This is a genomic window from Streptomyces fractus (assembly GCF_049844455.1).
Taxonomy (GTDB): domain Bacteria; phylum Actinomycetota; class Actinomycetes; order Streptomycetales; family Streptomycetaceae; genus Streptomyces; species Streptomyces fractus.
The window spans coordinates 2435359-2459823 of sequence record NZ_JBMYHI010000002.1 but is presented as its reverse complement, the minus strand read 5'-3'; the positions used below and the strand labels follow the sequence as shown (position 1 = coordinate 2459823).

Below are 24465 nucleotides of genomic sequence, written 5' to 3'. Positions count from 1 at the left end.
CGCGAGACGGGCCCGGCCCGCACCGCCCGCCGGCTGTGGTGCGGGCCGGACCATCCACCCCCTTGCCCTTTCCTTCTGGAGGCCCCATGACCGCGGCACCGACCCTGCCCCAGCAGCCCGCTGGGGACGTCGAGGTCACCCGTGGCAGCAGTGCCCGCGCATGGACGGTGACCGCGCTCCTCGTGGTCTTCATGATGGTCAACTTCGCGGACAAGTCCGTGCTCGGCCTCGCCGCCGACGAGATCCGCGCCGACCTGCACCTGAGCGCCACCCAGTTCGGGCTCGCCAACAGCGCGTTCTTCCTGCTCTTCTCCGTCTCCGCGATCGTCGTGGGCATGGCGGCGGACCGGGTGTCGCCCAAGCTGCTGCTCCTGGTGATGGCCGCGCTCTGGTCCGTGGCGCAGGTGCCCGCGGCCATCGGCGGGGGACTCGCCGTGCTGATCGGCTCGCGGGTGTTCCTCGGCGCCGCGGAGGGCCCGGCCTTCCCCGTCGCCCAACAGGCCACCCTGTCCTGGTTCCCCAACGACAAGCGGAACCTGCCCGGCGCTCTGATCACCATCGGCATCACGCTCGGCGTGATCGTCTCCTCGCCGGGCCTGTCCTGGGTGATCCAGAACCACGGCTGGCGCTCGGCCCTGTGGGTGCTCTCCGGGATCGGCGTGGTGTGGGCCGTGCTGTGGGCGCTGTTCGGGGCGGACAGCCCGCGGGCCCGCGCCGCACGGCCCGCCGCGCGCGTGGACGACGGCGCGCCCAAGGTCGCGTACCGGAAGATCTTCGCCAGCCGTACGTGGATCGGCTCGACCCTCGCGTACTTCATGAGCTACTGGTCCGTGGCGCTGATGCTGGTGTGGATGCCGTCGTACCTGCGCAACGCGCTGGACTACTCGGCCTCCAGCGCGGGCAAGCTGGTCGTCCTGCCCTGGGCCGTCGGCGCCGTCGTCCTGCTCGGGCAGGCCGCGCTCACCGGGCGGCTCATGCGGCGCGGCGTCGTCAGCAGGCAGGCCCGTGGCTGGGTCGGCGGATTCATGCTCGCGATCGGCGCCGTCTGCTGCCTCGTGACGCCGTTCGTCGACTCGGTGCCCGCGCAGACCGTGCTCGTCGCCCTCGGCTTCGGCTTCAGCGGCTCGTACGCCACCGTGGCCGCGACCACCGTCGCCGAACTCGCCCCGGCCTCCCGCAGCGGCGGCGCGCTCGGCCTGATGAACGCGCTCGTCACGGTGTCCGGACTGCTCGCGCCCGCCGCCGTCGGCGCCCTCGTCGACGCGCAGGGCGACGCCGGCTATCAGCACGCCGTGCTCGTGACCGGAGTCCTCGTCGCGATCGGCTCCGTGCTCGCCTTCGCCCTGATCGACCCGGAGCGCGACCGCGCCCGGTTGTCCGGCTGACCCTCCGTCACGCAGCCTGCCCTTACCGGGGGTTACCCCCGGATGACATGATCGACGGTACGACCCCCCATTCCCCCCGCGTTTCCAAGGAGTTGCCCGTGAGCGCCGCAGCAGCACTCGACACCTCACCGCTGGACCAGGCCGTCAGCGACCTGCGCGAGCACGCACCGTCCTGGACCGCGACCCCGCTGGACGAGCGCATAGCGCTCCTGGAGCGGACCCTCCCGCGGATCTCCGAGGGCGCCGCCGCGATGGTCGCCGACGCGTCCGCCGCCAAGGGCTACGCCGAGACCTCGGAGTGGGCCGCCGAGGACTGGATCACCGCGCCCTGGGCCCTCGCCCAGACGATCACCGCGTACCTGCACGTCCTGCGCCGCCTCGCCGCCGGGCAGGAGCCGGTCGACCCCAAGTCCGTGCGCAGCCACGAGGGCCGCACCGTCGTCGACGTCTTCCCGACCCTCACCTCCGACCGGCTGCTGCTCAACGGCTTCACCGCGCAGGTGTGGACGCTGCCCGGCACCACCCGCGAGCAGGTCCTGGCCCGCGCGGCGGGGGAGTACCGGGGCCGGCAGGCCGAGCCGGCCGTCTCCCTGGTGCTCGGCGCCGGCAACGTCGCGTCGATCACCCCGCTCGACATCCTCCAGAAGCTGTACGCGGAGGGCGAGGTCGTCATCGCCAAGATGAACCCCGTCAACGCGTATCTGCGCCCGCACTTCGAGAAGGTCTTCGCCGAGTACGTGGACCGCGGCTGGGTCCGCTTCGTCGACGGCGGCGCCGCCGAGGGCGCGTACCTCACCGGGCACGAGGACATCGACACCATCCACGTCACCGGCAGCGAGCGCACCCACGACGCGATCGTGTGGGGCACCGACGAGCAGGCGCGGCAGCGCCGCGAGGCGGACACCCCGCTCAACGACAAGCCGTTCACCAGCGAACTCGGCGGCGTCAGCCCCTGCATCGTGACGCCGGGCCCGTGGAGCGACGCCGACTTCCGCTTCCAGGCCGAGCACATCGTCACCAGCAAGCTCAACAACTCGGGCCACAACTGCATCGCCACACAGGTCCTCGTCGTGCCCCGCGAGTGGGACGGCACGGAGAAGCTGCTCGCCGAGATCCGCAAGGTCCTCGGCGAGCTGTCGCCGCGGCCCGACTACTACCCGGGCGCCGCCGACCGCGTCGCCAAGGTCACCGACGCCCACCCGCAGGCCGAGAGGCTCGGCATCGACGACTCCTGCCGCGTCCTCGTCCCGGAGATCGAGGGCATGGACGACGTCATGATCACCGACGAGGTGTTCGCGAGCGTCCTCGGCGTGGTCCGCCTGCCCGGCGCCGACGTGTCGCACTTCCTTGCCGCCGCCACGGAGTTCGCCAACGACAAGCTCCCCGGCACCCTCGGCGCCACGCTGCTCGTGCACCCGAAGACGGAGCGCGCCCACGCGGGCGCCGTCGCCGACGCCATCGCCGCGCTGCGCTACGGCACGCTGGGCGTCAACGTCTGGTCGGCCTTCGGCTTCCTGCTCGGCTACACGCCGTGGGGCGCCTTCCCCGGCAACACCCGGGGGGACATCGGCAGCGGCATCGGCTTCGTGCACAACGCGTTCATGCTGGAGGACATCGAGAAGACGGTGGTGCGCGCGCCGTTCGCCCCGTCCCCGCGCGGCCTGTTCACCGGCTCGCCCTCGCTCTCCCCGCGCCCGCCGTTCTACGTCACGAACCGCACGGGCCTGACGACGATGAAGCGCCTCACGGACTACACGACGTCCCCGTCGGTGGCGAAGCTCCCGGCGATCTTCGCGTCGGCGCTGCGCGGCTGACCGCGATGAACTCCGGCCGGCTCACCGTGTGGGGCGGTGGGCCGGCCGGTCACATTCATCCGTTGAGGACGCGCGCCTTCTCCGCCGCGAACTCCGCGTCCGTGAGCAGGCCTTGCGCCTTCAGATCGGCGAGCGCCTGAAGCTGCGACACCCGGTCCGTCCCACCGGCCGCCGGCGGAGCCGCCTGCGGCACCGGCGGCGGTGCCATCGGCGCCTGCGCGTCCATCTCGCGACGCATGTCGCGCTCGTTCATCCGGCGGTTCATCCCGCGGGAGACCGCGGTGTGGGTGCCGGAGATGACCGCGGTCCGGGCGATGGTGCCAAGGAGTCCGGGCCGTCCGAATCGTTGCGGCATGCTGACCGTCCTCTGCGTTCTCGTACGTAGGTGTGTCGGTGTGTCGGTGTGTCGTCAGGCCGTGGCGAGGGCTTCGATGGCCGCGTCGACGGTCTCTCTCGGGATCCGCTCCAGCATCAGCACCTGCCCGTTCGAGTCGCGCACGGCCGTGCCGAGGCGGGCGGCCCAGGTGTTCTCCCAGGCCAGGACGAGCGCGGAGGACGAGGCCGGAAGGTTGTCGGAGACCGTCTTCAGGTCCTCGTCGCTGAGCAGGTCGAACCGCACGTCCGCCACCTGCTGGAACAGCTCGGTGACCTCGGGGTCGCCGAGCTCGACGACATCGACGGAGCCGTCGGCCGCCTTACGGATGAAGCACAGGTCGAGGATCCGTACGGTCCCGTCCTTCTGCAGGTCACGCAAGGCGGGCGCGACATCGCCGCTGAAGCGGTTGCCGTCGAAGGCGAGCACGGCGACATCCACCGGGCCGACGGTGTCGGTGTTGAGGCCACTGGCCACGGGCGAGCACCTTCCCTAGGTTTCCTTATCCGAAATAAACGGACGAAACAGATGAAACGGATACTAGGGCGAGGGTACAGCGCGAGCGAGCCCGGCGGCCCCGGCCTGTGAGTCCAGGAGTTCGGCGAGGCCCCGGCGGGTGGCGGCGAGGACGACGCGGTCGGTGGGCCGCAGCACGTAGCCGGGGTCCATCTCCCAGACGAGTCCGGGCTCCGGAGTCGACTCGTCCTCCTCCGGATCGGCCGCGAGATCGGCCCGCCGGTCGCCGCGCGCGGTGGAGTCGACGGCGAGCACGCGCCAGGCACCGGCCCGGAACGACGCGGCGACCGTACGCCCCTCCAGATGCGGATGGCCCGCCACGTCCAGCGCCGCGAACAGCAGCACACGGCGCTCCACCGGGATCGCGCCGAGGACCTGGCGGCCCATCATCGCCCCCGCGAAGGCGGGCGCCGCGAGGGTCGTGACGCTGCGGCTGCGGGTGAGGGCGAGCGGGTGGGCGGCGCGCAGCGTGCGGTAGACGGCGGTGGCGAAGGCGTCGTCGTACAGGCGCAGGCTCACCTGGAGGTCGGGCTTGACCGAGCGGGCGTAGAGCGCGGCCTCGAGGTTGGTGGTGTCGAGGCTGGTGAGGGCGAGGAGTGCGCGCGACCTCGATACCTTGGCGGCCTCCAGGACGCCCTCGTCGCGTACGTCGCCGATGACCGTCGGCACGCGCAGCCGGCGGGCGAGCGGGATACCGCGGGCCTCCGGGTTCTCCTCCACGCACACGACGGGGACGCCGAGTTCGTGCAGCCGGGCGAGGACGCGGGTGCCGATCTTGCCGAGGCCGAGCAGGACGATGTGCCCGGACAGGCCGCGCGGCGGGCGGCGCAGCGCGGAGGCGCTGCGGAAGGTGCCCATCGCCTCAAGGACCGCGGCCAGGAGCACGGGCAGCAGCAGCAACCCGGCGAACCCGGTGAGGAGTTGGATGATCTGCCGGGCCGCGGGCTCGCCGATCGCCGGGTCGTCGATGGCGAACAGGTCGAGCATGGTGAGATAGCCGGCCCGCAGCGGGTTCGACTCGGTCGTCGCCCAGGTGGCGAGCGCCAGACCGAGCACGCACACCACGAGCACGGCGAGGCTCCAGCGCACCCGGCGCGAGAACAGCGAGCCGAACGGCAGCGCCCGCGCGGCGAGGCGCCGCGGGGGCAGCGACGGCTCCGTCGGCGTGACCGTGTCGAGGACGACGCTGCCGCGCCCGACCGCCGCGGCGATCTCCTGGTCGTCCGGCAGCAGCAGCGGCTCCTCCTGGCCCGAGGTGTCCGAACCCTCGGTGTCCGACGGGTCGTTGTTCGACGAGGAGAGGATCGCGAGCGTGCACAGGCCGGGTGCGGCGGGGGCCCGGCCCCGGCCGCGCGGGGCGCGCTCGACCGCGCGCAGCAGCATCCCGTCGGCCTGCACGACCTTGCCGGTGCCCGCCACGGCGGTCGCGGCGAGCGCGGGGGCGGCCGTGTCGGCGTCGGACAGGATGGTGGTGGACGTGTCGAGGCTCTCCGCGGCGAGCTCGGGCTGCGCCAATGCGGCTGCCTGGTCGAGGAGTTGGGCCAGGTGCTGGCCGAGCTTGCGGTCGAAGAGGCGAATGACGAGGCGCAGTCGGGGGTTGAGTCGGCGGGCCGCCAGCGCGGCTCGGATATTGGTCTCGTCGTCGTCGTGCACCAGGGCCAGCGCGTCCGCCCGCGCCACCCCCGCCTCCGTCAACGCGTCCTCGCTGAGCACCGCCGCCTCCATGACGCGCGGCGCCTGCCCGGCGAGCGAGTCGTCATCGGACGGCGCGAGCCGGCCCATCGCGGCCTGCACCCGGTTCAGCAGCGCGGCGGCCCGCATCCGGCCGCCGCCCTGCGCGGGTTCGCCCGCGGTGCGCGTCGACGGTACGACGATGGTGACCTGGGCGCGGTACAGCTCACGCAACTCGGTACCGAGCCGCTCGGCGAGGGCGTCGTCCCCGCACACGACCATGTGCCGTGGCAGGGGCGTCTGTTGGCCTTGCCCGGACCCGTTGGCCTGCGGCGACTGCGGTGACTGTGCTGGCTGCGGTGGCTGGTGGGGAAGTGACACCGTGTCATGGTGCGTGGTCGTGGCGTGCGGCGTCCACCGGCACCGGGATCGACACGTGAAAAACCGGTGGCGGGCGCATGGAGGTCGTGGTTATCGTCATGGGCGTCAGGGTGGTTTCGGCCGCCGTGGAGTGTGCGCCGAGTGCGTGACCTGGGAGGTGTCGACCGATGGCTGTCGTTGAGACGGGCGCTGCCCGCATCCGGAAGTTCGTCAAGTCCACCTCCGTGGCCGCCGGCTGACCTCACACTCTTCTTTCCGCGTCCGACGACGCGGTGCCGGGGCCACCCTTTGAAGGGTCACCCCTTGTCTTCCTCTTCTTCTCCTTCTTCTCGTTCCACCACCGCCTCCGCTCTCGACGCGTACGGCTGGGACAAAGACTGGGCGGACGCGTTCGCCTCCTACGCCGAGCGCGGACTCGTGCCCGGTCGGGTGCTGCGCGTCGACCGCGGGCGGTGCGATCTCGTCACGCCGGAAGGGGTCGTGCACGCCGACACCGAGTACGTCGTGCCCCGCGACCCCATGAAGGTCATCTGCACCGGCGACTGGGCCGCCGTCGACCCGGCCGGCGCGGATCCCCGCTACGTACAGGCGTATCTGCCGCGCCGGACCGCCTTCGTGCGCTCCACGTCCTCCAAGCGGTCCGAGGGGCAGATCCTCGCGGCGAACGTCGATCACGCGATCATCGCGGTGTCGCTGGCCGCCGAGCTCGACCTCGGGCGGATCGAACGGTTCCTGGCGCTGGCCTGGGAATCGGGCGCGCAGCCCCTGGTCGTCCTCACCAAGGCCGACCTCGTACCCGACCCGGTCGGCCTGTCGTACCTCGTCTCCGACGTCGAGACAGCCGCGCCCGGCGTGCAGGTGCTGCCCGTCAGCGCGCTCGACGGTGGCGGGACGGAGGTGCTGCGGGCGGTCGTCGCCGACGGTACGTCCGTGCTGCTCGGCCAGTCCGGGGCGGGCAAGTCGACGCTGGCCAACGCGCTGGTCGGCGCGGACGTGATGGACGTCAACGCCGTCCGTGACATGGACGGCAAGGGCCGTCACACCACGACCACCCGCAACCTGTTCGCCCTGCCGGGCGGCGGCGTGCTCATCGATACGCCGGGGCTGCGTGGGGTCGGCCTGTACGACGCCGAGGGAGGCGTCGGGCAGGTCTTCGCGGAGATCGCACGGCTGGCGGAGGACTGCCGGTTCCACGACTGCGCGCACACCGTCGAGCCGGGGTGTGCGGTGCTGGCCGCGCTGGCGGACGGGTCGCTGCACGAGCGGCGGCTGGACAGTTATCGCAAGCTGCTGCGGGAGAACGAGAGGCTTGCGGCGCGGACGGATGCGAGGGTGCGGGCGGATCTGCGCAAGGTGTGGAAGCGGAGGGGGGCGGAGGGCCGTGCGGCGCTGGAGGTGAAGCGGGGGCGTGTCCGTTAGGTCCTTCGGCCTGCCCCGGGGGTGCGGCCTCGGGGCTCCGCCCCGGACCCCGCTGCTCAAGCGCCGCAGGGGCTTGATTGGCAGCGTCGTGTCCGATTTCCGCCAGCCGGGTAGGGCGGCTCGCGGCACACTGAACGTGTGATGACCGACGAAGACACGCGTTACGAAGCCGTTCGCAGCCGCGACGCGCGGTTCGACGGGGAGTTCTTCTTCGCCGTCGAGACGACCGGGATCTACTGCCGGCCGAGCTGCCCCGCTGTCACCCCGAAGCGGCGCAACGTCCGGTACTACGCCACGGCCGCCGCGGCCCAGGGCTCGGGCTTCCGGGCCTGCCGCCGCTGCCGGCCGGACGCGGTGCCGGGCTCGGCGGACTGGAACGTGCGCGCCGACGTCGTGGGCCGCGCGATGCGGCTCATCGGCGACGGGATCGTCGACCGCGAGGGCGTCGGCGGGCTCGCCACCCGGCTCGGCTACAGCGCCCGCCAGGTGCAGCGCCAGCTCACCGCGGAGCTGGGCGCGGGACCCGTCGCGCTCGCCCGCGCCCAGCGCGCCCACACCGCGCGCGTCCTGCTCCAGACGACTCCGCTGCCGGTCACCGAGATCGCGTTCGCGGCGGGGTTCGCGAGCGTCCGGCAGTTCAACGACACGATCCGCGAGGTGTACGCCCGCACCCCCACGCAGCTGCGCGCCGAGGCGCCGGACAAGCGGCGCGCGGTGGCTCCGGCCGCCGGGATCCCGCTGCGTCTCGCGCATCGTGGCGCCTATCGGGCGGGTCCCGTGTTCGACCTGTTGGGTGCCGAACTCCTCGACGGGGTCGAGGAGTTGACCGGGCGGGCCGGGGCGCGCACCTTCCGGCGCGCGCTGCGGCTTCCCTACGGAACCGGTGTCGTACGCGTCGACGAGACCACGCACCATCAGCCCGGCGCGCAGGCCGAGCACCGGGGCGGCTGGCTGGACGCACGCATCCAGCTGACCGATCTGCGCGATCTGACCACCGCCGTCGGCCGCCTGCGTCGCCTCTTCGATCTCGACGCCGACCCGTACGCGATCGACGAACGGCTCGCCCTCGACCCGCGGCTCGCACCGCTGGTCGCCGCCCGGCCGGGCGTGCGCTCGCCCGGCGCCGCCGACCCCGACGAAATGGCGCTGCGCCTGGTCGCCGGGCCCGCGGAGGCCGTGCGGCTCGTCGAGCGGTACGGCAAGAGGCTCGACGCGCCCAGCGGCAGCGTCGACCGCCTGTTCCCCGCGCCCGACGACCTGGCCGACGAGCCGGGCACGCTCGGCGCGCTCGCCCGCGCCCTGCACACCGGCGCGCTCCGCCTCGACCCGGGCGCCGACCGCGACGACGCCGAAGCGGCGCTCCGCGCGCTGCCCGGCATGACCCCGCGCACCGCCGCCCTGATCCGGCTGCGCGCCCTGGGCGACCCGGACGTGGGCGTGCCCGACGACTCCGTGACCGATGACGCGTGGCGCCCCTGGCGCTCGTACGCGCGTCAACTCCTCCTCGTAGAAGGACAGTTGCTGTGAACAGCGAAGACCGCACGACGTACTACGCCACGCTGCCCAGCCCCCTCGGCGAGCTGCTGCTCGCCGCCGACGCCTCCGGCGCCCTCACCTCCCTCTCCGTCCCCGGACAGAAGGGCGGCCGGGTCGTCGCCGACGGTTGGGTGCGCGACCCGGCGCGGTTCGCCGAGGCCGAGCGGCAGCTCGCCGCGTACTTCGCCGGTGAACTCAAGGAATTCGAGCTGGAGTTGAAGCCCGAAGGCACCGAGTTCCGGCGGCGGGTCTGGGACGCGCTCGACGATGTGCCGTACGGGGCCACCACCACGTACGGCGAGGTGGCCGCCCGGATCGGCGCCTCGCGTGCCGCCGTTCGGGCCGTCGGCGGAGCGGTCGGCGCCAACCCGCTGCTGATCGTGCGGCCCTGCCACCGGGTGATCGGCGCGGACGGCTCGCTGACCGGGTACGCGGGCGGCCTGGAGCGCAAGGTCGAGCTGCTGACCCTGGAGGGCTCCCTCTGAGAGGCGAGCGGCGGGCGTGCGGGTGGCTCAGCCCGCCTCCTCCTCCAGGCCCCAGCTGTGCACCTTCCGCGGGTGGATCCGGATGACCTCCTCGCTCATGTGGGGCCCCAACTCGTGGGGCCCCACGAGGAGTTCGGCCTCGCCGCGGATGTCCACGCCGCGCACCCGCCACGGCTTGACGCTCACGACGTCGTCGACCACGAGCGAGACGTTCGGATTGGCCTCCAGGTTGCGCCACTTCTTGGTCGTGCCCATCGAGTAGCCGCCGATCAGGATCGTCCCGTCGTCCTGCGGGAAGAAACCGACGGGATTGGCCTGCGGCCGCCCCTGCGGATCGACGGTGGCCATCCGGCCCAGGCGCTGCGACTTCAGATAGGCGCGTTCGGCATCGGTGAATTCGATGAATTCCGTCATGGGGACAGCCAAACACTCCCGCGGCCCGCGCACATCGGGACGTCGACCTAAGTCAGGTCCTAGGACGCGACCTAGGTCCCCGGGCCGAGCGCCACCGCCGCCGTGTACCCCTCTGGCATCGGCACGTCGCGCAGCGACCAGCCGTCCGGCGATCCGGGGGAGTCGGCCCGTACGCCGACGTAGTCGCGGTCGGTGCCACGGGACAGGCCCGTGCCGAGCCCCTTCAGGTAGGCCTCCTTGCGGACCCACGCGCGGGCCACCGCGAGCCGGCGTTCCTCCGGTTCCGCGAGCGCCGCCAGCTCCGCGCGCTCGCGGGGGTGCAGCACCGCCGTGAGCTCCTCGGCGATCTCGGCGGAGGGCAGCTCCTCCACATCGGCGCCGACCGGCGCGGGGGCCAGCGCCACCAGGGCGAGGTCACCGCTGTGGGAGAGGGAGAAGTGCGGGCCGGGGACGTCCGCGAGGGCCGGGCGGCCGTGCGGACCGCCGCAGCCGGGGCAGGGCAGACGCGTGAACCGTACGTCGCCGGGGGCGCGGCCTAGCCGCTCGCCCAGGACGGCGCGGAGCGCGAGATGCGCGGCGACGTAGCGCACCCGGTGCCGGTCGAAGTGGAAGGCCGCGGCACGCCGCGACTCCTCGGCGTCGAGGACCCCCGCCGGGGCCGCGCCGGGCGCAGCGCCCCCGGCCGTGTCGACCAGCCACAGCCGGACCGGCCCCGCAGCGGGCAGCTCCCGCACGCCGCCGTCCGTGCCCTCCATACCCTCCACGCCGTCCACGCCGTCCCCCTCAGCTGTCCCTACGCGTCGCGTTTCGCGCGGTTCCGTACGCGCACGATCACATACGCCACGAGCGCGGTCACCGCCGCCCCGAGCACCACCTTCGAGAGCACCCCGACGTACCGCTCCACGAGGTCCCACTGATCGCCCAGCCAGTATCCGGCCAGGACCAGGGCCGCGTTCCAGATCAGCGAGCCTGCCGCGGTGAGCGCGAGGAACACCGGCAGGCGCATCCGCTCCACGCCCGCCGGGATCGAGATGAGGCTGCGGAAGACCGGCACCATTCTGCCGAGCAGCACCGCCTTCGTGCCGTGCCGCTGGAACCACGCCTCCGTGCGCTCCAGGTCCGACACCTTCACCAGCGGGATCCGGCCCCACAACGCGTACATCCGCTCACGGCCGATGACCCGGCCGATCCAGTGGAGGACCGCCGCGCCGGCGACCGAACCGAGCGTCGTCCACACGAGAGCCGAGACGAGCGTGATCGAGCCCATGCTCGCGGCGAAACCGGTCAGCGGCAGGATGACCTCGCTCGGCAGCGGCGGGAACAGGTTCTCCAGGGCGATCAGCAGACCGGCGCCGGGCCCGCCGAGCGTGCCGATGAGGTCGGCCGCCCAGCCGGCCAGGCCGCCGGTGGGCTCCGCCGCGGCGGCCGTGTTCAGGGAGTGCATGCGAGGTCTGTCTCTCCGGCGTGGACGGTCCCCCGATGGTAATCGTTCGGCAAAGTTAGGTGCTCAGCCCCAGATCACGGCGCCCAGCCAGGCCCCGACGATCAGCAGGCACGCGAACAGTTCCACCAGCACGTTGGACCCGCCGGCCCGCATCGCCGTGCGCGTCGACGCGAGCGCGTCCCCGTGGCTCCCGAGCCGCAGCCGCTCCGATACGTAGATCCCGCCCATGAACCCCGGCACCGCCCCGACCACCGGCACGACGCAGAACCCGAGCACCGCGCCCGCGCCCGCCCAGAACTCCAGGCGGCGGGTCGCGCCCGCCTGCCGGAGCCGGCGCGGCGGCAGCTGCCAGCGCAGGACCTGGGCGGCCAGCAGGACGGCGGTGGCGCCGACGAGGACACCCCAGGCCAGCCCGTTCGGGTCCCGCAGCGCCCACACGGCGACCGCGGCCCACACGAGCCACGATCCGGGTACGCCCGGCACCAGCACCCCGCACAGGCCCAGCACCATGACGGCGCCGACCAGCAGGAGTTCCCACGCACCCATGTGCACAGGGTCCCCCAGGCGCGGCGAAAGCGCAGGTCAAACGAGTCCCGATGCGGACTCATCGGGCCACCCAGCCCCGTTCGTACGCATGCCACCCGAGCTGCAGCCGCGTGGTCACGCCCGCCAGCTCCATCAGCCGTTTCACCCGTCGCTGCACCGTCCTGAGCCCCAGGTCCAGCTGCTTGGCCACGCTCGCGTCGGTCAGACCGGCGAGCAGCAGAGAGAGGATCTCCAGGTCGAGATCGTCGGGCCCCTCCGCGGCGACCTCCTCCACCTCTCCCGCCGCCCCGAGCCGCAGCGGCAACGCCTGCCGCCACACCGCCTCGAAGAGCCCGGTCAGCGTTTCGAGGAGTCCACTCGCGTGCACCACGAGCGCCGCGGGCTCGGCGGCGTGCAGGGTCAGCGGCACCATGGCGAGCGCCCCGTCGGCGATCACCAGCTTCGTCGGCACCCGGTCCACGACCCGCACCTGCTCGTCCCGGCCGATCGCCGCCGACAGCTCGGACAGCCCGGCCGGCGCGGAGAGCACCTCGCGCTCGACGACGACGCGGTAGCCGACGCCCCGGCTGACGGCCTGCTCCTCCGCGTCGTTCTCCGTGGCGGGCACCGCGATCGGGGTGCCGGTGACGAGGGCGCACACCTCCTCCGTCGCGCCGAGCTGGATCTGCAGGAACCGCTGGGCCGCGGCCGCCGCCCCGGTCACCACCTCGACCAGGTCGTGCGCGGCGGGCTCGGTGGCCTGCGCCCGGAACTCCGCGGCGAGCCGGGCCGCCGCCAGCTCCGCCTCGTCCAGCTCGTGCCGTCGCTGGGTGAGCAGCGCGCCGAGGGCGACCCCGGGCGGCGCCGCGACCCAGCGGCCGGGGCGTGCCGACGACTGGGCGGCGAGCCCGTGCTGCTCCAGGCGGCGCAGCGCGTGCTCGGTCTCGGGCTCGGCGCGGGTGAGCCGCCGTGCCAGGTCGGGGACGTCGGCCGCGCCCACCGCGACGAGCGCCCGGTAGGCCGCCTCGTGCCCCTCGTCCAGACCTATCGCGTGCAGCATGCGGCGATCCCCTCCCCAGCGAACCGGTCCAACACCCCCCTGTGGCGGGAAACGGCCACGGCACATTCCCGCCGCATCCATCTTCCCTGTACCGGCCGTCACTCTGCCAATGTGACGCCACCGCAGCACCAACACCCGCTGGGAATGCGGCCTTTGGCCCGTATTCACCCGCGCTTCTACTTGGGGAGAGCGATGCGCCCGATATCGCGTGCGGCCCTGGGCACGGCGACTGCCGTCGTCCTCGGCATCACGGTGGCCGTGCCGTCCGGGGCAGTGGAGGGGAGCGCCCCGGACGGCGGGCGGCCGCTCGTCGGCAGCGCCGCGGCCAAGAGCTCCGCGGTCACGGTCACGCTGGTCACCGGCGACCGCGTCGTCGTCACCACCGACGCCGAAGGGCGCCCCACGGCGGCGGCCCTGCCCGCGGCCGACGGCAGCACCCCGCTGCTCCAGACCCGGCAGTCCGGCAAGGACCTCTACGTCTACCCGGACAGCGCCGCGAAGGCGCTCGCCGCCGGCCGCGTCGACGAGCAACTCTTCAACGTCACCGGCCTGATCCGGCAGGGCTACGACGACCGGCACAGCGCGACGCTGCCGCTCATCGCCACCTACGACACGTCCGTCGACGTCGCCCGCGGCGCACCCGCCGTGCCGCGCGGCGCGAAGCGCGGCCTCGTCCTCGACCCGGTCGACGGCGTCGCGCTGAAGGCCGACAAGAAGAAGGCCGCCGACTTCTGGGCGGACGTCTCAAGTCCCCGCTCCCGCGCGGCCGGTGACCTGAAGAAGCTGTGGCTCGACGCCAAGGTGAAGTCGCTGCTCGCCGACTCCACGAAGCAGGTGCACGCCGACGAGGCGTGGGCCGTGGGCTACGACGGCAAGGGCACCAAGGTCGCCGTCCTCGACACCGGCGTCGACACCGAACACCCCGACCTCAAGGGCCGCGTCGCCGAGTCGAAGAACTTCACCGACTCCGCCGACGCCGACGACCACCAGGGCCACGGCACGCACACCACGTCCACGGTCGGCGGCTCCGGAGCGGCGAGCGGCGGTAAGGAGAAGGGCGTCGCCCCGGGCGCCACGCTGCTCAACGGCAAGGTCCTCAACGACGGTGGTTCCGGCGCCACGTCGTGGATCATCGCCGGGATGCAGTGGGCCGTCGACCAGAAGGCCGACGTGGTGTCCATGTCGCTGGGCAACCCGGACGAGCTGGACTGCTCCGACCCCATGTCGCAGGCCACGCAGGAACTCGCACGGTCGTCGAAGGACACCCTCTTCGTCATCGCGGCCGGAAACTCCGGCCCCGCCACCAACACGGTCTCCTCGCCGGGCTGCGTGCCCGAGGTGCTCACCGTCGGCGCCGTCGACAGCGACGACCGGATCGCGAGCTTCTCCAGCCGCAGCCCCGTGCGGCGCACGCACACCCTCAAGCCCGAGATCGCCGCGCCCGGCGTCGCCATCAAGGCCGCGGCCGCGGGCGGCCGGGGCGTGTACGCGTACCAGTCCATGAGCGGTACGTCGATGGCGACGCCGCACGTCGCGGGCGCCGCCGCCCTCGTCAAGCAGCGCCACCCCGACTGGAGCGCGCAGCAGCTCAAGCAGGCGCTCGTCGCCTCCGCCGACACCGACATCCCCGGTGACGTGCGGGAGACCGGTGGCGGCCGGCTCGACGTGAAGGCGGCCGTCGACCAGAAGGTCCTCGGCGCGGGCGCCGTGCAGGGCGGCACCTTCAACTGGCCACAGGACAGCAGCGACCGCACCACCGTCCAGGTGCCGTACACCAACACCACTGACGAACCAGTGAAGTTGAGCCTCGCCGTCGACGGGGTCACCGGCAACGACGGCTCCGCCGTGAAGTCGCCGGTCGCCCGGCTCCGGGCACGCACGGTCACCGTCCCGGCGGGCGGTACCACGCGGGTCCCGCTGGCCGTCGACCCGACCGCGTCCCTCAAGAAGTCCCAGTACGGCGACGTCACCGGCCGCGTCCTCGCCACCGGGCCGGGCGGCGCGCACCTGAGCACCCCGTTCTCGCTGTACGTACAGCCGGAGACGGTGACCCTGCGCGTCAAGGTCGTCGACCGCCAGGGGAATCCGGCCGCCGCCGGTTCCTCGCTCGACCTCGTCGGGACCGACGATGCGTCCGGCGAGCGGCGCGTCAACGACGGCGCCGCCGACCAGACGTACCAGGTCAGACCCGGCGCGTACGCCCTGTCGGCGTTCGTCGCGACGCCGGAGACCGAGGGCACGCTCATCGGCTCCGCGACGTTCCTGGGCCGTCCGCAGCTGAACCTCACCAAGGACACCACCGTCGTCCTCGACGCCCGCAAGGCCCACAAGCTGAGCGTGAGGACGGACCGGGAGAGCGAGGTGCGCGGCGCCACCCTCGGCTTCGCCCGCACCTTCGGTGAGGACAACTGGCTGCACGCGGCGAGCATCCAGGGCTCGCGCACCGTGCGCGGCTACTACGCCGACGTCCAGGGCGAGGTCCGCGACGGCGACTTCGAGTTCGACAGCTTCTGGCGTGCCGCCGCCCCGCAGATCAGCGAGTTCGGCGTGGTCGGCGGGCCGGCACTGCACCCCGTGACCGGCTCCACGAACTCCTCGAACCTCGACGGCACGGGAACCTCCGAGATCGTCTCCGCGGGGACGGGAACGGCCGATGAACTGGCCGTGGCCAAGGGGAAGTTGGCGCTGGTGAAGCTGCCCGAAGGCGGCTCCGTCAGCACGGTCGCGCAGGACGCGATCGCGGCGGGCGTCAAGGGGGTCGTCCTGTACCGGGAGGCCGCGGGCCGCTGGTACCCGACCGTCGGCTTCGTCGGAGCGAAGATCCCGATGCTCGCGCTCGAAACGGCGGAGGGCCGGGCCCTCGCCGGGCGGATCGCGGCCGGGAAGACGACGCTGCGCTGGAAGGCGACGGCCAAGAGCCCTTACGTCTATACGCTCGCGTTCCCCGAGACGGGGCAGCTCCGCGAGGACCGGAGCTACCGGGTGGCGGACCGGACGCTCGCCACGAACAGCGCCACGTACAAGGCGATGGGTGCGGCCACGGACTACGTGGACCTGCCGTCGGTGTCCCGGCCGAGCGGCCTGACCACGTCCTTCGGCGACCTCGCGCTGGTCGCCGCGCCGTCCACCCGTACCGAGTTGTACTCGCCCGGCACCACGGGCTACGGACATCAGGTGTCCAGCAGCTTCCCGTGGGGCGAGTTCATGATCGACCCGGTGCGGACGTACGAGAAGGGCGAGCGGCGCGACGAGGAGTGGTACGGCGGCGCGATGGCTCCCACCACGCCGCTCGACGACTCGGGCAAGCAGGCGCTCGCCGCGGAGCGTCAGGGTGACCGGATCGGTGTGGCGCCCGGATTCTGGGGTGACGGTCAACACCTGGGCGTCCAGGGTTCGTTCGGCGACGTCGGCAACGTGGAGTTGAAGCGGAACGGTGAGCTCGTGGGCTCAACCGGCTGGCCGTACGGCGTCTTCACGGTCCCGGCCGAGGACGCGGCGTACGAACTCACCCTGAACACCGTGAAGTTGAACGGCGGCGCGACCTGGCTCCGCTCGCCGCGGACCACGACGACGTGGTCGTTCCGCTCGCACCTGGAGGAGGACACCTACTCGCAGGGCATCCCGCTGCTGTTCCCGAGGACGACGTTCCCCGAGGACGACATGAAGACACTCGCGGCGCGGGACGGCCAGAAGCTCACGCTGTCGGCGACGGGCCACGCGGGCTACGAACCGGGCGCCCTCGCGAAGGCCGCGCTCTCCTACTCGTACGACGGCGGGGAGACCTGGACCGAGGCGAAGACCTCGAAGCGGGACGGCACGTGGACGGCGACGGTCGACCATGCGGGAGCATCCGCCGCGCAGGTCACCCTCAAGGTCCAACTGACGGACTCGAAGGGCAACTCGGTCACGCAAACGGTGAACCGGGCGTACGACGTGCGTTAGTTCGGACGCTCACCCGATCCGGTCCGCCGGGCGGTCCTCCCGTGGGGGGTGGGGTCGTCCGGCGGGCCCATTTCGGTGGGGTTTTCCCGATGCCCCGTTTTCGTACGGCCCGTGCCGTGGACAATGAGGGCATGAGCCAGCAGGGGGAGAGGCACACCGGTCGCCCGGCCCAAGGGGACGACTGGTGGGGGAAGTTGTACGACAACGAGTCCGCCGCCGAGGACACCGGGCCGACCCCGACCCCGGACACCCTGGACGACCGCTTCACGTCAGCCGGAGCGATCGCGTCCCCGCGCCCACCGGGCGACTCCGACGCGGGACCGGGTCCTCAGGGGGCCCCACCCTTGTCGGGGGCCCCTGAGGCCACGGCCCCTGCCTCCGGGCCGGCCGCCCCGGCGGAGCCCCGCCACGCCGTGTATCCGGAGACGCGGAGCGTCTGGGGCGCCGCGGGTCTGCCACAGGCGTCCCCGGGCGACACCGCGCCACCCCTGCCGGAGGCGCCTGGGGCGGACGCTGCGCCGCCTCCGCCAGGGGAGTCGCAGGCCAATACGGATCCGCCGTCGCCACCAGCCCCCCAACCGGACTCCTTGCCCCCTCAGCCGGAAGAACCCCCGCCTCCGCGGGAAACCCCCCGCGCCGAAGTTGCTCCGCCTCTGCGGGACGCGGCCCGGCCCGAAGCTGCTTCGTCTCCGCGGGACGCGGCCCGCGCCGAAGTTGCTCCGCCTCCGCGGGACGCGGCCCGCGCCGAAGTTGCTCCGCCTCCGTGGGAAGTGCCCCGGCCCGAAGCCGCTCCGGCTCCGCGGGACGTGTCCCGGCCCGAAGTCGCTCCGGCTCCGCCCGAAGTGCCCCGGCCCGAAGTTGCTTCGCCTCTGCGGGACGTGTCCCGGCCCGAAGTCGCTCCGGCTCCGCGGGACGCGCCTCGGCCCGAAGTTGCTTCGGCTCCGCCCGAAGTGTCCCGCGCCGAGGCCGCCCCGTGTCAGCCGGATGAGCCTCAGCCCGCGTCCGTTCCGCCCCTGCCTGATGCGCCGCCCTCCCCGCCAGGAGTGCCCTTCGTAGAAGCGGCCGTTCCGGATCCGCCGGATGAGCCGCCGCGCTCGGGGCGGGCCGCCGCCTCCGCGCTCGACGTGCCCAGCGCCGAAGCTGTTCCGGCTGCGCCCCCGCGCTTGCCCGAAGCCGCGCCGGGAGAGCCGCCGTTCCTGCCCGATGCTGTTCCCGTCCGGTTGGATGCACCCCAGCCCCCGGCCACAGCCGGCCCCGGGGCTGTACCGGCCCCGCCCGACGCGTCCCCCGTCGTAGGCGTCCCGGCGCCGGCCCCCGCCGCAGGCGTCCCGGCCCCGCCCGACGCGGCCCCCGGCGTACGCGGGCCGAGGGTGGTGGCAGGTGGGTTTGTGGGGGATGGGCCGCCGACGTATGAGGCGGAGCCCACCGCGTTGCCGTTGGCGGATCCGGAGGGGTTGGGGGAGCTTGTCGCGGATACCGTGCTCGATGGGGCGCGGTGCGGGGTGTCGACCTTGCGGGCCGTGTCCGTGCGGGGGGATTCCGCGCGGTACCGGGGCGAGCCGCGGCGCGACAGTCTGCTCACCGCGCGGTTCGGGAGTGGGTCCACGGCGCTGATCCTCGTCGCGATGGCCACCGGCGCCCGCGCCACGCCCGGCGCCCACCTCGCCGCCGCCGAGGTCTGCGAGTGGATCGGGCGGGCCGTGGGGCTCAGCCACGCGCGGCTCGCCGAGGACGTGCGGGCCGGGCGCCGCGGCGACCTCAAATCCGGCCTGCACCGGCTCGCCGACCGCAGCCTCGGCAAACTGCGGGCCGGCGCCACCGAACAGGGCCTCGACCCGGAGGCGTACACGGCGACGCTGCGCTGCCTGCTGCTGCCCGCCGACCCGGCATGCCGCACCCGTGTGTTCTTCGGCGTCGGCGGGGGCGGACTGTTCCGGTTGCGGGACGGGGAGTGGCGCGACATAGAGCCGAGCGTGGCCGAGCAGAGCGGCGGCGGCCCCGTCGTCGGCTTCGGTTCGTCGCCGCCCGCCGAGACACCGGACGGCGACCGGCTGACCATGGACCTCAACATCACGACACCCCCGAGCCCCTACGAGCCCGCGCCCCCGCCACCCCGCGACGCCTTCCGGTTCCGCGCCTCCGTCGCCCGACCGGGGGACACCCTGCTGCTGTGCTCCCCGGGCCTCGCCGAACCACTCCGCGGCGAACCCGAGCTCGCCCGCCACCTGGCGAACAGGTGGGCGGACGCCGATCCGCCGGGCCTCGCCACGTTCCTCGCGGACACCCAGGTCCGCGTGAAGGGATACGCCGACGACCGAACGGCCGCGGCCGTTTGGGAGGCGTGAGCGCGCCCCGTATGGATTCATGGAACCCGGAAGCAACGCGAAGCAGTGGAAACGGGTTCCGGAAGGGCACGTGAGTCATGGCCAAGCAGAACGTCGCCGAGCAGTTCGTCGACATCCTCGTCCGCGCGGGCGTCGAGCGCATGTACGGAGTCGTGGGCGACAGCCTCAACCCGGTCGTCGACGCGATCCGGCGCAACGACGCGATCGACTGGGTCCACGTACGGCACGAGGAGACCGCCGCCTTCGCGGCCGGCGCGGAAGCCCAGGTCACCGGGAAGATGACCGCGTGCGCGGGCTCGTGCGGCCCGGGCAACCTGCACCTCATCAACGGGTTGTACGACGCCCACCGCTCGATGGCCCCCGTACTCGCCCTCGCCTCGCACATCCCGTCCAGCGAGATCGGCCTCGGTTTCTTCCAGGAGACCCACCCCGACCGGCTGTTCTCCGAGTGCTCGCACTACAGCGAGATGATCTCCAGCCCGCAGCAGATGCCGCGCGTCCTGCAGACCGCCATCCAGAACGCCGTCGGCCAGTCCGGCGTCAGCGTCGTGACGCTCCCCGGCGACGTCGCCGACGAACCCGCCCCCGAGAGGTCCATCGAGACGGCGATCGTCACCTCCCGGCCCAGCATCCGCCCCGGTGACGCCGAGATCGACAAGCTCGTCGAGCTGATCGACGAGGCCGGCAAGGTCACCCTGTTCTGCGGCAGCGGCACCGCGGGCGCGCACGCCGAGGTCATGGAGTTCGCCGAGAAGATCAAGTCACCGGTCGGCCACGCGCTGCGCGGCAAGGAATGGATTCAGTACGACAACCCGTACGACGTCGGCATGAGCGGGCTGCTCGGGTACGGAGCCGCGTACGAGGCCACCCACGAGTGCGATCTGCTGATCCTGCTCGGCACCGACTTCCCGTACAACGCCTTCCTGCCGCAGAAGGACGTCAAGATCGTCCAGGTCGACGTGCGGCCCGAGCACCTCGGCAGGCGCTCGAAGCTGGACCTCGCGGTCTGGGGCGACGTACGCGAGACGCTGCGCTGCCTCACGCCGCGCGTGAAGCCCAAGGAGAACCGCAAGTTCCTCGACCGGATGCTGAAGAAGCACGCCGACGCGCTGGAAGGCGTCGTGAAGGCGTACACGCGCAAGGTCGAGAAGCACACCCCCATCCACCCCGAGTACGTCGCCTCCGTCGTCGACGAACTCGCCGCCGAGGACGCCGTGTTCACGGTCGACACCGGCATGTGCAACGTCTGGGCGGCCCGCTACATCTCACCCAACGGGCGGCGCCGCGTCATCGGTTCGTTCTCCCACGGCTCGATGGCGAACGCGCTGCCGATGGCGATCGGCGCCCAGTTCACCGACCGGAACCGGCAGGTCGTCTCCATGTCGGGCGACGGCGGCTTCTCGATGCTGATGGGCGACTTCCTCACCCTCGTCCAGTACGACCTGCCGGTGAAGGTCGTCCTCTTCAACAACTCCTCCCTGGGAATGGTGGAGTTGGAGATGCTGGTGGCCGGGCTGCCTTCCTACGGGACCACCAACAAGAACCCCGACTTCGCTGCCATCGCTCGCGCCGCCGGTGCCTACGGCGTCCGCGTCGAGAAGCCGAAGCAGCTCGCAGGCGCCCTGAAGGACGCGTTCAAGCACAAGGGTCCCGCGCTCGTCGACGTCGTCACCGACCCCAACGCGCTGTCCATCCCGCCGAAGATCAGCGCCGAGATGGTCACGGGATTCGCCCTGTCCGCCTCGAAGATCGTCCTCGACGGCGGAGTGGGCCGCATGGTGCAGATGGCCCGCTCCAACCTCCGTAACATGCCGCGTCCGTAGGCGCCCGCGGGCAGGCACCCTCCGGTCACACCGGCCGCAGCCGCAGCGTCAGGATCTGGAACGGGCGCAGCGACAGGGCGAGACCGGCGTCCGAGGTGGCGGCCGGGCGCAGCGGACGCTCCAGGAGGTCCGTCTCGTCCGCGCCCGCCACCGGGAACGCCGCCGTGAGCGTCGCGCTCGCGCGCCCGCCCCGCGACTCGTAGAGCCGCACCACGACATCCCCGCTCCGGTCCTCCGCGAGCTTCACGGACTCCACCGTCACCGCCGGGTCGTCGACCGTGACCAGCGGCGTCACCGAGGGCGCGGGCGCGATCCGCAGCGGCAGGTTCAGGGCGAGCCCCTCCGCCACCGCGTCGCCCGTCGTCGCGCCCGGCAGCAGCGCGTGCGTGAAACGGTGCGTGCCCAGGTCCGTCTCCGGGTCGGGGGAGTGCGGGGCGCGCAGGAGCGTGAGGCGGACCGTGGTGCCGAGACCCTCGTCGTGCGCGGCGCGGGTCACATCGTGGCCGTACGTCGAGTCGTTGACGAGGGCGACCCCGTAGCCCTCCTCGGCCACCCGCAGCCAGCGGTGCGCGCAGATCTCGTAACGGGCCGCGTCCCAGCCGGTGTTGGCGTGCGTGGGCCGGTTGACGTGGCCGAACTGGATCTCCGCGGACGACCGCTCGGCGTGCACGTCCAGGGGGAACGCCGCCTTGAGGACCTTCTCCGACTCCTGCCAGTCGATGTCCGTGACGACGTCCAGGCGCCGGCTGTCCGCCGCGAGCCGGTACTCCTGCGTGATCCGGGACTTCCCGAAGGAGCGGGTGACGCGCACGGAGACCCGCAGCGGCCCCTCCTCGACCAGCTCCACCGACTCGGCCTCCGTGAGGTCGGTGCGGGTGTGCCGGTAGTGGGCGTCCAGGTCCCAGGCGTCGTACTGCGTGGGGTGGTCGGGGTGCAGTTGCAGCAGGTTGCCGCGGCTGCCGGGTGCGAGGGCCTCGCGGCCTCCGTTGTTCAAGTCCCTTACGGAGGTGACGAGTCCGTCGCTGTCGATGGTGACCGTGAGGTGCTCATTGGCGAGGACGATCGACTCCGTCTCCCGCGCCGCCGCCGCGTGCGCGCCGGGGCCCCGCATCTTCCCGGTGGTCTCGGTGAGCGCCTGCGCCCCGAGCCCGTCGACGTACACGTGCACCAACTGGCCGTCGTGCGCGACGACTTCGCTGCGCGGGTACGGGGAGGCGTTGAGCGCCGACGGTGCGGAACCGCCCAGGCGGTGCACGGCGTCCGACGTGATGTCGTCCAGCTCCGCGAGCACCTGCGCGTACGTCTCCCGTGCCTCGCGGTGGACCCAGGCGATCGACGAGCCCGGCAGGATGTCGTGGAACTGGTGCAGCAGCACCGTCTTCCAGATCCGGTCGAGGGCGTCGTACGGGTACGCGTACGACGTGTCGTGCAGTGCGGCCGCGGTGCACCACAACTCGGCCTCGCGCAGGGCGTGTTCGGAGCGCCGGTTGCCCTGCTTCGTCTTCGCCTGCGTCGTGTACGTGGCGCGGTGCATCTCCAGGTACAGCTCGCCGTACCACACGGGGGCCTTCGCGCCGTACTCCTCGTGCGCCGCCTCGAAGAACGCGGCCGGCTTCTCGATGGAGACGCGCGGCGAGCCCTCCAGGGAGCGCAGGCGGCGCGCCTTCTCCAGCATCTCGCGGGTCGGGCCGCCCCCGCCGTCGCCCCAGCCGAACGGGACGAGGGAGCGGGACGCGCCGCCCTTCTCCGCGAAGTTCCGTTCCGCACGGGCCAGTTCACTCGCGTGGAACTGCGCGTTGTACGTGTCCACCGGCGGGAAGTGGGTGAACACGCGCGTGCCGTCGATACCCTCCCACCAGAACGTGTGGTGCGGCATCTTGTTCGTCTGGTTCCAGCTCAGCTTCTGCGTCAGGAACCACTTGGCGCCCGCGAGCTTCGCCAACTGCGGGAAGGCCGCGGTGTATCCGAAGGAGTCCGGCAGCCAGATCTCCTCCGTCTCCACGCCCAGCTCTTCCTTGAAGAACCGCTTGCCGTGCACCAGTTGGCGTGCGAGGGCCTCGCCGCCGGGCATGTTGGCGTCCGACTCCACCCACATCGAGCCGACCGGCGACCAGTTCCCGTCCGCGACCGCCTTCTTGATGCGCTCCCAGATGTGCGGCTGGTGCTCCTTCACCCACGCGTACTGCTGCGCCTGCGAGCACGCGAAGACCAGCTCCGGGTAGTCGGCGGCCAGCGCGGTGACGTTCGCGAAGGTGCGCGAGGCCTTGCGGACCGTCTCGCGCAGCGGCCACAGCCACGCCGAGTCGATGTGCGCGTGCCCGGCCGCCGAGACCCGGTGCGCGCTCGCGTGCGCGGGCTGCGAGAGCACCTCGGCCAGCTCGGCTCGGGCCGCCTGCGCGGTGCCGGGGACATCGTGCAGATCGAGGGCGTCCAGCATCCGCTCCAGGGCGCGCAGGATGTCGTGGCGCCTGGCCCGGTCGGCGTCCAGCTCGTGCATCAGCTCCGAGAGCACCTCGACGTCCAGGACGAGGTGCCAGACCTCCTCGTCGAGTACGGCCAGATCGGCAGAGCGGAATCGGTAGTTGGGGCGATCCCCTGCGGTCAGTACGTCGCCCAGCAATGTGGGCTCGAAGTCCCGGAGCACCGTCGGATTGGCCGCCGCCTCCAGGAGCAGCCGCACCGGTTCCCCGCCGGTCGCGCGCGCCGCGATCGTCAGGTGCCGGTTGCGCGGGTGGATGCCCTTGAGCGGCACGCCCGACGCGTCGTAGAGCAGCCCCTCGGCCTGGAAGCCGGGCCCCTGCCCCGAGAAACCGGGGTCGACGACCGCCTCGACGTGCCGCCCCGCCCACTCCTCGGGCACCCGCCCCTCCAGGCGGAACCAGCTGGTGGACCACGGCTTTCCCCAGGCGGTGCCGGTCTCGAAGGGTTCGTACGTGCCCTCGAGGGCCTCGGCCACCGGCACCGGTTCCCCCGGCGCGTGCCAGACGCTCATGCTCAGCGGTACCCGCGCCCCGTACTGCGCGGGCCGCACGAACTGGCGCATCGCCCGGTCGAGTCGGCCTTCCACGAGGTGTCGGTCGTCGTGCACGGCGTCTCCTTCAGTGCTTCTGCGGTGCTGTCCGGTGCTCGTACTGTGCCGTTCCAGGCGGCGTCCACTCGCCTCCTTCCCCGGCGTGGCGCCGGGCACCCGGCAAGTCGTGGACCAATCAACAAGCGTGCCGATCAGGCAGCGGGGCATTCATCCCCGTGTACGCGTTCGAAGAACAGGCCGCGCAGGAGAAGTCCAGCCGGAGAGGCATGGGATCGGCGTGTGGGCGGGGGCCATGAAACGG

General features: G+C 72.6%; 17 protein-coding genes. 8 read left to right on the top strand and 9 right to left on the bottom strand.

Annotated features, from left to right (window positions below):
• The first annotated feature begins 86 nt into the window (after positions 1-86).
• Together ACP4E5_RS12990 and ACP4E5_RS12985 are read left to right on the top strand one after the other, a co-directional pair.
• The gene (locus tag ACP4E5_RS12990; protein ID WP_425828165.1) at positions 87-1385 is read left to right on the top strand and encodes an MFS transporter; all 1299 of its coding nucleotides are present in this window, start codon (positions 87-89) and stop codon (positions 1383-1385) included.
• Positions 1386-1483: 98 nt separating this feature from the next.
• Positions 1484-3199: an aldehyde dehydrogenase family protein gene (locus tag ACP4E5_RS12985; RefSeq protein WP_425828163.1), complete on the top strand. Its 1716-nt coding sequence runs from the start codon at positions 1484-1486 to the stop codon at positions 3197-3199.
• Positions 3200-3254: 55 nt separating this feature from the next.
• Here the strand turns inward: ACP4E5_RS12985 and ACP4E5_RS12980 are convergent, their stop codons facing one another.
• The 3 genes from ACP4E5_RS12980 to ACP4E5_RS12970 all read right to left on the bottom strand — a co-directional run bounded on the left by ACP4E5_RS12980 (position 3255) and on the right by ACP4E5_RS12970 (position 6041).
• Positions 3255-3554 carry an SHOCT domain-containing protein gene (locus ACP4E5_RS12980; protein ID WP_425828161.1) on the bottom strand — a complete coding sequence of 100 codons (300 nt, stop codon included), beginning with the start codon at positions 3552-3554 and terminating at the stop codon, positions 3255-3257.
• A gap of 54 nt (positions 3555-3608) precedes the next feature.
• On the bottom strand, positions 3609-4049 hold the full coding sequence (locus ACP4E5_RS12975; protein ID WP_425828159.1) for a DUF6325 family protein: 441 nt from the start codon (positions 4047-4049) through the stop codon (positions 3609-3611).
• A 63-nt stretch (positions 4050-4112) separates the two neighbouring features.
• Entirely contained in the window at positions 4113-6041 is a 1929-nt protein-coding gene (locus ACP4E5_RS12970) for a potassium channel family protein (RefSeq protein WP_425841269.1), read from the bottom strand.
• A 402-nt stretch (positions 6042-6443) separates the two neighbouring features.
• On the opposite strand from ACP4E5_RS12970, the gene rsgA reads away from it, so the two are divergent.
• The 3 genes from rsgA to ACP4E5_RS12955 all read left to right on the top strand — a co-directional run bounded on the left by rsgA (position 6444) and on the right by ACP4E5_RS12955 (position 9580).
• Positions 6444-7559: a ribosome small subunit-dependent GTPase A gene (gene rsgA / locus ACP4E5_RS12965; RefSeq protein ID WP_425828157.1), complete on the top strand. Its 1116-nt coding sequence runs from the start codon at positions 6444-6446 to the stop codon at positions 7557-7559.
• Between the two features lie 141 nt (positions 7560-7700).
• Positions 7701-9086: a DNA-3-methyladenine glycosylase 2 family protein gene (locus ACP4E5_RS12960; RefSeq protein ID WP_425828155.1), complete on the top strand. Its 1386-nt coding sequence runs from the start codon at positions 7701-7703 to the stop codon at positions 9084-9086.
• The gene (locus ACP4E5_RS12955; protein WP_425828153.1) at positions 9083-9580 is read left to right on the top strand and encodes a methylated-DNA--[protein]-cysteine S-methyltransferase; all 498 of its coding nucleotides are present in this window, start codon (positions 9083-9085) and stop codon (positions 9578-9580) included. The genes ACP4E5_RS12960 and ACP4E5_RS12955 overlap by 4 nt, the downstream gene beginning before the upstream one ends.
• 27 nt (positions 9581-9607) lie before the next feature.
• On the opposite strand, the gene ACP4E5_RS12950 is transcribed toward ACP4E5_RS12955, so the two are convergent.
• The 5 genes from ACP4E5_RS12950 to ACP4E5_RS12930 form a co-directional block, all read right to left on the bottom strand.
• On the bottom strand, positions 9608-9994 hold the full coding sequence (locus tag ACP4E5_RS12950; RefSeq protein ID WP_425828151.1) for a PPOX class F420-dependent oxidoreductase: 387 nt from the start codon (positions 9992-9994) through the stop codon (positions 9608-9610).
• A gap of 71 nt (positions 9995-10065) precedes the next feature.
• Positions 10066-10767: a 4'-phosphopantetheinyl transferase family protein gene (locus tag ACP4E5_RS12945; RefSeq protein WP_425828149.1), complete on the bottom strand. Its 702-nt coding sequence runs from the start codon at positions 10765-10767 to the stop codon at positions 10066-10068.
• A gap of 20 nt (positions 10768-10787) precedes the next feature.
• Entirely contained in the window at positions 10788-11438 is a 651-nt protein-coding gene (locus tag ACP4E5_RS12940; RefSeq protein ID WP_425828147.1) for a DedA family protein, read from the bottom strand.
• Between the two features lie 63 nt (positions 11439-11501).
• A complete protein-coding gene (locus ACP4E5_RS12935; RefSeq protein ID WP_425828145.1) occupies positions 11502-11984 on the bottom strand; it encodes a DUF456 domain-containing protein in 483 nt (160 codons plus the stop codon).
• Positions 11985-12042: 58 nt separating this feature from the next.
• Complete coding sequence (locus ACP4E5_RS12930) at positions 12043-13023, bottom strand: winged helix-turn-helix transcriptional regulator (protein WP_425828143.1); 981 nt, start codon at positions 13021-13023, stop codon at positions 12043-12045.
• Positions 13024-13215: 192 nt separating this feature from the next.
• On the opposite strand from ACP4E5_RS12930, the gene ACP4E5_RS12925 reads away from it, so the two are divergent.
• The 3 genes from ACP4E5_RS12925 (at position 13216) to ACP4E5_RS12915 (ending at position 21133) form a co-directional block, all read left to right on the top strand.
• Complete coding sequence (locus ACP4E5_RS12925) at positions 13216-16965, top strand: S8 family peptidase (protein WP_425828141.1); 3750 nt, start codon at positions 13216-13218, stop codon at positions 16963-16965.
• Between the two features lie 878 nt (positions 16966-17843).
• A complete protein-coding gene (locus ACP4E5_RS12920; protein WP_425828139.1) occupies positions 17844-19310 on the top strand; it encodes a protein phosphatase 2C domain-containing protein in 1467 nt (488 codons plus the stop codon).
• Positions 19311-19387: 77 nt separating this feature from the next.
• Positions 19388-21133: a pyruvate dehydrogenase gene (locus ACP4E5_RS12915; protein WP_425828137.1), complete on the top strand. Its 1746-nt coding sequence runs from the start codon at positions 19388-19390 to the stop codon at positions 21131-21133.
• Positions 21134-21158: 25 nt separating this feature from the next.
• Here the strand turns inward: ACP4E5_RS12915 and ACP4E5_RS12910 are convergent, their stop codons facing one another.
• Complete coding sequence (locus ACP4E5_RS12910; protein WP_425828135.1) at positions 21159-24221, bottom strand: alpha-mannosidase; 3063 nt, start codon at positions 24219-24221, stop codon at positions 21159-21161.
• Positions 24222-24465: the final 244 nt, after the last annotated feature.

What these genes read in the sequence shown, in the direction of transcription:
- ACP4E5_RS12990 (WP_425828165.1), top strand. Translation starts at nt 87, where the DNA reads ATGACCGCGGCACCGACCCTGCCCCAGCAGCCCGCTGGGGACGTCGAG.
- ACP4E5_RS12980 (WP_425828161.1), bottom strand. Translation starts at nt 3,554, where the DNA reads ATGCCGCAACGATTCGGACGGCCCGGACTCCTTGGCACCATCGCCCGG.
- ACP4E5_RS12970 (WP_425841269.1), bottom strand. Translation starts at nt 6,041, where the DNA reads ATGGTCGTGTGCGGGGACGACGCCCTCGCCGAGCGGCTCGGTACCGAG.
- ACP4E5_RS12960 (WP_425828155.1), top strand. Translation starts at nt 7,701, where the DNA reads ATGACCGACGAAGACACGCGTTACGAAGCCGTTCGCAGCCGCGACGCG.
- ACP4E5_RS12950 (WP_425828151.1), bottom strand. Translation starts at nt 9,994, where the DNA reads ATGACGGAATTCATCGAATTCACCGATGCCGAACGCGCCTATCTGAAG.
- ACP4E5_RS12940 (WP_425828147.1), bottom strand. Translation starts at nt 11,438, where the DNA reads ATGCACTCCCTGAACACGGCCGCCGCGGCGGAGCCCACCGGCGGCCTG.
- ACP4E5_RS12935 (WP_425828145.1), bottom strand. Translation starts at nt 11,984, where the DNA reads ATGGGTGCGTGGGAACTCCTGCTGGTCGGCGCCGTCATGGTGCTGGGC.
- ACP4E5_RS12930 (WP_425828143.1), bottom strand. Translation starts at nt 13,023, where the DNA reads ATGCTGCACGCGATAGGTCTGGACGAGGGGCACGAGGCGGCCTACCGG.
- ACP4E5_RS12925 (WP_425828141.1), top strand. Translation starts at nt 13,216, where the DNA reads ATGCGCCCGATATCGCGTGCGGCCCTGGGCACGGCGACTGCCGTCGTC.
- ACP4E5_RS12915 (WP_425828137.1), top strand. Translation starts at nt 19,388, where the DNA reads ATGGCCAAGCAGAACGTCGCCGAGCAGTTCGTCGACATCCTCGTCCGC.